The following is a 7,724-nucleotide window of genomic DNA, read 5'->3' as shown; positions in this document are numbered from 1 at the left end:
GAACATCTGGTACCACCTGCTGAACGTCGGCTACCGCACGCTGATGCTCGGCGAGACCGACTACCCGTGCATCTACGACGACGGCCCGGGCGTCGGGCGCACGTACGTCCAGCTGCCCGAGCCGCCGCAGGGCCCGCAGGCGTTGGAGACGTGGCTCGGCGGGTTGAAGGACAGGGCGTCGTACTTCGGGGACGGCCGCAGCCACGTGTACGACTTCGAGGTGAACGGCTCGACCGATCGGGAACAGTCCGTCGAGGCTCCGGGGACGGCACGCGTGACTGCGACCGTCGCGGCATGGTTGCCCGAGCAGCCGCCGGCGCCGCCCGCCGCGGGGCAGCCGGTGTACTCCGCGCCGGTCGGCTGGCACCTGGAGCGGTCGCGGATCGGGCAGACCCGGAACGTCCTCGTCGAGGTACTGGTGAACGGCGTACCGGTGGACTCCCGGGAGATCGTTGCGGACGGCAACGAGCATCCGCTCGTGTTCGACGTCGAGCTGGAGCGGTCGTCGTGGATCGCGGTGCGGATCCTGCGCAGCGTGCACACCCAGCCGGTCTTCGTCGAGCTCGCCGGGCAGCCGATCCGGGCATCCCGGCGGAGCGCGCAGTGGCTGCACGACTCCGTCGACGCGCTCTGGCACGCGAAGTCGGGCTTCATCCGGGAGAGCGAGCGGGACGCGGCGCGGTCGGCGTACGACGAGGCGCAGGCCACCTACCTGACCCGGCGCGACGAGTGCGAGGTGGACTGATGGCAGGCTGCTGCGATCCGGTCGAGACGACCGCGCCGATCTCGGTGGTGATCAACCCGGAGGCCCGGGTGAACGTCGCCCGGACCGGCCACCGGGTGCCGAACCTGACCGCCGGCGAGTGGCACACGATCGAGTTCCCGATCGTGAACACCGGGTTCGTGACCGGTCAGCTGGTGATCGAGTCCGACCCGGTGCCCGGTATCGAGCTGGACCTGCCGGTGCACGAACTGACCGGCGAACCGGCCCAGGACGGCAGCCTCCGGGTGCGATTCGACGTACCCGCAGTCGTCGACGTGACGCTCCGCTTCCGCGCACTGGGCTCGCTCGGAGGCCTCGCCCTGCACAGCTCCCTGCACCTGGTACTGCGCTCAGCATCGGCGCCTAGCCTGAGCTATCCGTGAAACTGCTTTCACAAGGTTTCTGGAAACAATTCCGGAAGTAATTCAGGGTCGGCTGGAGGGGCCGATCGCGAGGGTCGGTGCGGTGAAGTGCTCGCCGGGGGCGTGTTCGGTGGTGGTCATGCTGGCCGCGCCGAGGCGGCCGAGCTCCATCAGTTCGAGGTCGACCGAGGTGAGCTGGCGGGAGCCGTCCTGGTCGACGACCGTGCCCTCCCAGTTGTCGACGCCGACCAGGGCGACGTCGTCGGGGATCCGGATCCCGGCCGCCGCGCAGGTCTCCATCGCGCCGAGCGCGATGTGGTCGTTGCCGCAGAACACCGCGTCGAACTTCGCACCGGACTGCAGTAGTTCCGCCATCGACGCCGCGCCGCGCACCCTGGTCCAGTCGCTGTGGATGACCGGGCCGACCAGCCCCAGTCCGGCGGCGGTGAGCGCGTCCGTCATGCCCGCCTGCCGGCGCTCGGCCGCGATGCTGTTCGGCGGGCCGCCGAGGTGCGCGATCCGGGTGTTGCCGGTGTCGATCAGGTGCTGGGTCGCCAGCCGTCCGGCCTCGCGATTGTCCGGCAGGTACAGCACATCGCCCGGGTCGCTGGACGCGGTGAAGATGTACCTGACCGGCACGTCGAAGTAGTGCGTCAGCGACGGCGACGTGTGTTCGTGGCCGTCGCCGATGACCAGCAGCCCGTCGATCCGGCGCGCCCGCAGCTCACGGAGACTGTCGGACATCGCCTTGCTCTCCTGGACGTCGCCGTCGTACACGAGCGCGGCCTGGTTCTGCGCGCCGAGCTGCAGGATCGCGCCCATCGCGACCGGCCGGGCGAACGTGTTCTTCGCCCGGTGGGTGAGGACGCCGATGGTCCCGCTCCGGCCGGAGGCGAACGAGCGCGCGAGGGCGTCCGGCCGGAAGTCGAGCCGCTCGGCGGCGGCCCGGACGCGCTCGCGGGTGGCCTGTGAGATGCGGGTGTTGCCGTTCAGCGCCTTCGAGGCGGTCGCCAGCGACACCCCCGCGACGGCGGCGACATCGCTCAGACGGACGCTTTTCTCTCTCGGCACGCCGAAAAGCATATCTCCGGTGCCGAGGTCTTGACGTGACACCCGAACAGATCGGATGCTTCGGCGAAGTGTGAAACCGCTTTACCACCCTCATCCGGGAGGCAGCACACCATGATTCACCGCCGGACATTCCTCAAGCTTTCCGCCGCGGCGGCCGCCGCCGTACCGTTCGCCGCCCTCACCCCGCAGACCGCCTCCGCCGCGACCACGCTGACCGCGTGGGGCGTCTGCGGGCACCCGCCGTCGATCGACGACACGTCGTACCCGGCGAGCGGGGTCCAGGACCAGCTCGCCCTCGCCGCGTCGCTCGGGGTCGGGTACTACCGGGTCGACTTCCTGCTCCCGACCCTCGACGCGGCCTCGACCGACTGGAGCTGGTACGACGCGGTCGTCTCCGCGGCCCGCGCGCACGGCGTCCAGCTGATGGCGATCCTGACCGTGCCGGACGCGATCCACGACCGCGACAACGCTTTCATCCAGAGCCAGGTGTCGATGCTCGTCAGCCGGTACGCCGGCCAGATCCCGCTGTACCAGATCCAGAACGAGATGGACGGCGCCTGCATCAACGGGCCGGGCGTCGACGGCTCGTCGATCAACGACTACAACCCGGACGTGTACGGTCCGGTCCGCGACCGGATGTGGGCGATCTGCGACGGCGTCCGGGCGTCGGACTCCCAGGCCGGCCGGGTCGTGAACATGACCTGGAAGCACACCGGGTTCCTCCAGTTGCTGAACAACGACGGCCTGCCGTACGAGGTGAACGGCCTCGACTGGTACTGGGGCATGGACGACATGCTCGCCGTGCTCGAGGTGATCAACCGGTTCCGGCAGAGCGAGATCCTGCTGACCGAGCTGAACATCACCGGCGGGACGCAGTCGTCGTCCGAGGCGGATCAGGCGAACTACCTCGCCACCGCGGTCCAGACGCTCCGGGCGTCCGCGCCCGACAAGGTGCACGGCGTGTACGTCTACGAGCTGCTCGACCAGCCGGCCTGGGACGACTCCCAGGCGCACTACGGCCTGGTGAACGTGAACCCCGACGGCAGTTGGGGCGCGCACAAACAGGCCTTCGGCACCTTCCACCAGATCATCACAGGTTGACGAACCGAGTCGGAGACAACGCAATGAAACGCAGAACGTTCCTCAGCGTCAGCGCCGCTGCCGCAGCCGTCCCGTTCACCGCCGGGAGAGCCGTGGCCGCCGGTACGGCGCCGGCCCCGCAGCAGGCGCTGGCCGCGTCCAACGTGTTCGTCGTACCGAACGTGCCGCGGCTCGTGGTGCCGAACGCCAAGCCGGGGGAGAAGATCGCGATCACGGTCACGGCGCCCGGCGGCGACCGGATGTGGACCGGGACGGCCCGGGGCGCGGCGTCCGGCGCCACCACGGTCGTCGTGCCGGTCGGTACCGGGTACTACGACATCACCTACGAGTTGTCCCAGCAGTCGGTGACCGACTCCTTCTGTGTGTTGAGCAGGCTGGCCGGGGTCGTGCCCGGTCTGGGTGTGAACACCCACTTCGGCTTCGGTCCCAACCCCTGGGATCCGAACGTGCTTGCCCCGCTGGTCGCGGCGGCCGGGATCGCGACCGTCCGGGACACCCAGGAGTGGTGGGGCGCCGAGCCGACGAAGGGTACGTACGACTTCACGCTCTGCAACACGTACCACGACGTGCTGAAGCGCAACGGCCTCACCGATCTGCCGGTGCTGAGCTTCAACAACGCCAACTACGACGGCGGTGCGACACCGTACACCGACGCGGGCCGCTCAGGGTTCGCGTCGTACGCGGTCGAGCTGGTCCGGCAGAACCCGAACGTCGCGGCGGTCGAGGTGTTCAACGAGTTCAACATCCCGACGTTCGGTGCCCGGGGCAACAGTCCGGCGAACTGTCAGCCGGACTACTACTTCCTGTTGCTGAAGGCCACGGTCACGGAGTTGCGCAAGCACTACCCGCACCTGAAGTATGTCGCGCCCGCGACGGCCGGCGTACCGCTCGACTGGATGAAGGTGGTCTTCGACAGCGGCGGCCTCGACTACATCGACGGGGTCTCGATCCATCCGTACAACTACCCGGCGTCCCCGGATTCGCTCGCGCAGCAGGTGCGGAGCGTGGCGACGCTGATCGAGTCGTACGGCGTGCAGCGCGACATCTGGATCTCGGAGCTCGGCTGGCCGGCCGGTACGGCGCATCTCGCGGTCGACACCCGGTCGCAGGCCGCGTACGCCGCACAAGGGGCCGCCGCCGCGTACGCCGCGGGCGTGACGGACTTCTTCTGGTACGACTTCATGAACGACGGCACCAACCCGGGCGAGACTGAGCAGAACTTCGGCATGGTGACGATGGTGTCGGGCGGAGCGAGTCGCCCGAAGCCGGCGTACGTCTCCTACGCGAACCTCGCCCGGCAACTGTCCGGGGTCACGAAGCGCGAACTGAAGCAGGACGCGCCGGCCGCCGGCGTGAGTCGCGTGGTCATTCCGAACGGGACCGCGTCGACCTGGATGCTCTGGGCCGACTCGCCGACGCCGTTCGGCATCAACGCGTCCAGGGCGGCAACCTTCACCGACGCGTACGGCGGGACCACGCACGTCGACGGTCGGCTCTCCGTCTCGCTCGGGAAGGAGCCGGTCTACGTGGCGACCACGGGTGCGATCGCGGTGGCGCCCACGGTGCGGCACCAGCTGACGGCGAAGGACGCCAAGCGCGGCGAGAACCTCGGAGCATTGTGGATCGTCGACAATACGACGAGCGCGCGCCCGGCCGCCGCGAAGCTGTCGGCGGGCGGGCAGGTCGTTGCCTCGGTCAACGTTCCGGCCGGGGCGAAGCGGAGTACGGAGGTCTCGTTCGGGCCGGCGTCCGCGGTCGGGTGGCGGACGGTGCACGCCACGGTCACGGAGGCGGGCGCCGTGGTCGGCAAGCTCGTCGCCGACTACCAGGTCACCGAGCCGCTCGCGCTCGCGGTGCAGCACGTGCTGAAGGACGGCTCGGACCAGCTGCGCATCCAGGTCACCAACGGCAGCAGCGCCGCGCAGACGGTGCCGTCGATCGCGTGGACGGTGGGCTCGGTGCAGGGCTCCGTGGCCGATGTCGCGATCGCGGCCGGGGCGGTCGACGAGCGGTTCATCCCGCTCCCCAGCGGGGCGACGTACAGCGTGACCGCGACGATGAGCGACGGTACGCCGCTGAACGCCAGCGGCAATGCGGTACTCGTTGGGGCCGCCGACCTACACCACGTGGCGAAGAAGACGATCGCGATCAACGGGGTGAACCAGCTGGCCGGGACGACTCCTAGTGGTACCTCCAGCGAAGGCAACGTGCTCGTCACCGGGTACAACGGGCCGCAGGATCTGTCGTTCGACTTCTGGGTCACGTACGACGCCGACAGGCTCTACCTCACGGTGGACGTCACCGACGACGTACACCACGCGACGGCGGGCGGCGACCAGATCTGGCAGAACGACTCGCTCCAGTTCGCCGTCAGCTCGGGCACCCCGGGCGAGGCCTCCAGCTGGAACGAGATCGGTGCCTCACTGGTCGGCGCGGACGTCGATACCTGGCGCTGGTCGGGACCCGCGACCGGCCCGCTGCCCGCCGGCGACGCCGCGATCGTCCGCAGCGGCACCACCACGACCTACACCACCGGAGTCACCTGGACGGACCTCGGCATCGACCCCACCGGCAACCTGATCAGCGTCTCCCTCCTCCTCAACGACAACGACGGCCAAGGCCGCAAGGGCTACATCGAATGGGCCTCCGGCATCGGCAACGGCAAGGACTCAGCTCTCTTCAAGGCCTTCGTCCTGGACGCGTGAGCGGCGCGCCGGACCCTCGCATCCGCGGGGGTCCGGGCCCTCAGTCGCGGATCCGAATGACCTTCTTGCCCTTGGAGCGTTCGGTTGAGGTGAAGGCCGGGATGGCTTCCTCGAGGGTGGCCACGGTGCCGATGTTCGGGCGGAGGCGGCCGTCGCGGATGCGCTGGGCGATCTCGGTCAGCTGGGCGGGGACGGCCTCGACGACGAAGTCGATCGCGAGGCCGTCCGCGGGGCGCGCCTCGACCGGCCCGACGACCGACACCAGGGTCCCGCCGGGGCGGATGAGCGCGGCGGAGCGCTTCTGGATGTCGCCGCCGATCACGTCGAACACCAGGTCGACGCCGCCGACGTCCTCCAGCGCGTCGCTGCCGAGGTCGACGAACTCGTGCGCACCGAAGTCGAGCGCCAGTTGCCGATCCGCGGCGCGCCCGGTGCCGATGACGTACGCACCGGCTTCGCGGGCGAGCTGCGTCACCATTGTCCCGACCGCACCGGCCGCGCCGTGCGCGAGGACGGTCCGGCCGGCCTGCAGCCGCCCCAGCTGGAACAGCCCTTGCCATGCGGTCAGCCCGGAGATCGGCAGGCTTGCGCCCACCGTGACGTCGACGTCGCCCGGCAGCGGCGCGAGGTTGCGCGCCTCGACCGCGACGTACTCGGCCAGCGTGCCGTCCCGATGCCAGTCGGTCAGCCCGAACACGCGCTGACCCACCGACAACCCCGTGGTCCCGTAGCCGAGCTCGGTGACCACCCCGGCGAACTCGTGGCCGGGGATCGCCGGCGCCCGGTCGCGCCCGGCGCGGTCGGTCCAGGTCGACGGCCACTCCAGCTCGGTCGGGACGTACCCCGACGCGTGCACCGCCACGACCACGTCGTTGATCGCCGCCGACGGCTCAGGGCGCTCGGCCAGCGTCATCCCGGCCGTGCCCGCGGCCTGGTCCGTCACCACGATCGCCTTCATCCGAACCTCCAAGATTGGACTATTCCGTCCAGAACGATACACCCGCCGCCGATCGGGCGGTAGCGTTGGACCCGTGACTGGCACGGGAACCGCAGCGGACGACCCGCCCCGGCGGCTGACGTCCCGCGGTCTCGCGACCAGGGCGCGGATCGTCGACGCGGCTGCGGACCTGATGTACGTACGCGGCGTCAACGCCACGACCCTGGACGAGGTCCGGGCGGCGAGCGGTACCAGCAAGTCCCAGCTCTACCAGCACTTCGCCGACAAGGACCAATTGGTCCGGGCGGTCGTCGCGCTCCGGGCCGGCCAGGTGCTCGAGCGTGAGCAGGGCTACCTGGAACGGCTGCGTTCGTTCCGCGGCCTGCTGCGCTGGCGGGACGCTTTGGTCCAACGCAACGCCCTGCAGAACGGTGCGTACGGCTGCGCCCTCGGCTCGATGGCCAGCGAACTGTCCGACCAGGACGACGAGGCCCGCACCACTCTGGCCGAGACCTTCGCGGCGTGGACCGGCCTGATCGCCGCGGGCCTCCGCCGGATGCAGATCAGCGGCGCCCTCGCCGAAGCAGCCGACCCTGACAAACTCGCTGTCGGCCTGATGGCAGCCCTCCAGGGCGGCTACCTCCTCGCCGAGACCCAGCAGGACATCGCCCCGATGGAAACCGCCCTCGACATGGCCCTCGACCACATCCGCTCGTTCCTCACGAAGTGAACACGTCCCGGCCGAGGGCTTGTGCGGGTCAGTAGCTGAGGTAGTTGCGTTGGGT

General features: G+C 69.8%; 7 protein-coding genes. 5 read left to right on the top strand and 2 right to left on the bottom strand.

All coding sequences use genetic code 11. From position 1 onward, the window contains the following. Positions 1 to 745 (top strand): CehA/McbA family metallohydrolase (locus VFF46_RS29470; protein ID WP_325040490.1); only part of this gene is annotated, 745 nt, incomplete at its 5' end. Next, on the top strand, positions 745 to 1,146 hold the full coding sequence (locus VFF46_RS29465) for a hypothetical protein (RefSeq protein WP_325040489.1): 402 nt from the start codon (positions 745 to 747) through the stop codon (positions 1,144 to 1,146). The genes VFF46_RS29470 and VFF46_RS29465, both read left to right, overlap by 1 nt. A gap of 42 nt (positions 1,147 to 1,188) precedes the next feature. Here VFF46_RS29465 and VFF46_RS29460 read toward each other — a convergent pair whose 3' ends face one another. Further along, the gene (locus VFF46_RS29460) at positions 1,189 to 2,196 is read right to left on the bottom strand and encodes a LacI family DNA-binding transcriptional regulator (RefSeq protein WP_325040488.1); all 1,008 of its coding nucleotides are present in this window, start codon (positions 2,194 to 2,196) and stop codon (positions 1,189 to 1,191) included. 111 nt (positions 2,197 to 2,307) lie between these two features. Between VFF46_RS29460 and VFF46_RS29455 the strand changes: the two genes are divergently transcribed. After that, positions 2,308 to 3,297, top strand: a complete 990-nt coding sequence (locus VFF46_RS29455) for a twin-arginine translocation signal domain-containing protein (RefSeq protein WP_325040487.1) — start codon at positions 2,308 to 2,310, stop codon at positions 3,295 to 3,297. Between the two features lie 23 nt (positions 3,298 to 3,320). Further along, positions 3,321 to 6,002: a sugar-binding protein gene (locus VFF46_RS29450; RefSeq protein ID WP_325040486.1), complete on the top strand. Its 2,682-nt coding sequence runs from the start codon at positions 3,321 to 3,323 to the stop codon at positions 6,000 to 6,002. 40 nt (positions 6,003 to 6,042) lie between these two features. Here VFF46_RS29450 and VFF46_RS29445 read toward each other — a convergent pair whose 3' ends face one another. Beyond that, complete coding sequence (locus VFF46_RS29445) at positions 6,043 to 6,960, bottom strand: NADP-dependent oxidoreductase (protein ID WP_325040485.1); 918 nt, start codon at positions 6,958 to 6,960, stop codon at positions 6,043 to 6,045. Between the two features lie 73 nt (positions 6,961 to 7,033). Here VFF46_RS29445 and VFF46_RS29440 point away from each other — a divergent pair, with 73 nt between their 5' ends. Next, positions 7,034 to 7,669, top strand: a complete 636-nt coding sequence (locus tag VFF46_RS29440) for a TetR/AcrR family transcriptional regulator (RefSeq protein ID WP_325040484.1) — start codon at positions 7,034 to 7,036, stop codon at positions 7,667 to 7,669. The last annotated feature ends 55 nt before the right edge of the window (positions 7,670 to 7,724 follow it).

The organism is Kribbella sp., from assembly GCF_035655035.1.
In the GTDB taxonomy this organism is placed as follows: Bacteria; Actinomycetota; Actinomycetes; order Propionibacteriales; family Kribbellaceae; genus Kribbella.
This window is presented reverse-complemented; position numbering and strand designations above follow the sequence as displayed.